The organism is Nodosilinea sp. LEGE 07298 (assembly GCF_015207265.1).
Taxonomy (GTDB): domain Bacteria; phylum Cyanobacteriota; class Cyanobacteriia; order Phormidesmidales; family Phormidesmidaceae; genus Nodosilinea.
Window position 1 is genome coordinate 1 of the sequence record NZ_JADEXE010000576.1, and the last position, 1,385, is coordinate 1,385.

Below are 1,385 nucleotides of genomic sequence, written 5' to 3' on the forward strand. Positions count from 1 at the left end.
ACTGGGCGGCGGGCAGCAGCAGGTGGGCAAACTCGGCGGTTTCGGTGGGGTAGTAGGCGTCTTGGTAGACAGTAAACGGTGACTGGCGCAGGGCTGCCTTGGTACGGTTAAGGTCGGGCAGGCTGACCGCCGGGTTGGTGGCGGCAATCCACAGCAGGCCCACCCGCTGCTGCTCTAGGGCCAGCATCATTTCGCCCACGGCAAGCCCCGGCGTCGTCGAAATTTGCCCGGCGGGCAGGCCCCAAAATGCCTCGACCTGGCGGCGGTGGTCGGGGTTTTTGACCAGGCGATAGCCCGGCAGAATGTGGGAGAGCCCACCTGCCTCGCGGCCCCCCATGGCGTTGGGCTGCCCGGTGAGCGAAAACGGCCCCGCCCCCGGACGGCCAATGTGGCCGGTCATTAGGTGCAGGTTGATCAACGACCTGACCTTAGCGGTGCCCTCCGACGACTGGTTTAGCCCCATCGACCACAGCGAGAGCGCCGCCTTGGCCTTAGACCAGGTGCGGGCGGCGGTTTCGAGATCGGCGACGGTAATGCCGCAGCGATCGGCCACAATTTCGGGTGCGTAGTGGCGCAGCACCTCGGTATAGCTGGCAAAGCCCTGGGTACAGCCGTCGATAAACTCTGGGTCGATCGCCCCCCAGCGCAGCAGCAGGTGACCGATACCGTTGAGCAGGGTAATGTCGGTGCCGGGGCGAATGGCCAGGTGCAGGTCGGCGGCCTTGGCGGTGTCGGTGCGGCGGGGGTCAACCACGATCAGCTTGACGTGGCCGTTGCGCTTGTGGTGCTTGCGCAGTCGGTTAAACACAATCGGGTGGCACTCGGCGGTGTTGGTACCGATCAAAAAGGCGCAGTCGGTGGCCTCCAGGTCGGCGTAGCAGCAGGGGGGGCCATCGGAGCCAAAACTCTGGATGTAGCCCGCCACCGCTGACGACATGCACAGCCGCGAGTTGGCGTCGAAGTTGTTGGTGCCCAGGCAGCCCTTCACCAGCTTTTGGGCCACGTAGTAGTCTTCGGTTTGAAACTGACCCGAGCCGTAGACGCAGACGCCGTCCGGTCCCATCTCCTGGCGCACGGTTTGAATGCGGCTGACGATCGCATCCAGCGCCACATCCCACGACACTCGCTCGAAGGGGGCATCGAGCGAGGCCCGCAGCATCGGGTGCTTGAGCCGATCGCGGTCGAGCGACTCGGCCACGGTGGCCCCCTTCACGCACACCATGCCCTGGCTGGAGGGATGGGCGCGATCGCCCCTAGTCTGCCACAGCGGGTTTCCCTGGGCATCGCGATGGGTGGGCTTGTTGGGCTGGGCCGGGGGGAGAACTTCCAGGCCGCAACCCACGCCGCAGTAAGGACATAAGGTTTTGGCGGGATCAGTCATAGGG

The 1,385-nt window shown here is 65.3% G+C and carries 1 protein-coding gene; it reads right to left on the bottom strand.

The features are described from left to right. On the bottom strand, positions 1 to 1,381 hold a 1,381-nt coding region (locus tag IQ273_RS33150; RefSeq protein WP_194027314.1), incomplete at its 3' end, for a molybdopterin-dependent oxidoreductase. Between the last annotated feature and the right edge of the window lie 4 nt (positions 1,382 to 1,385).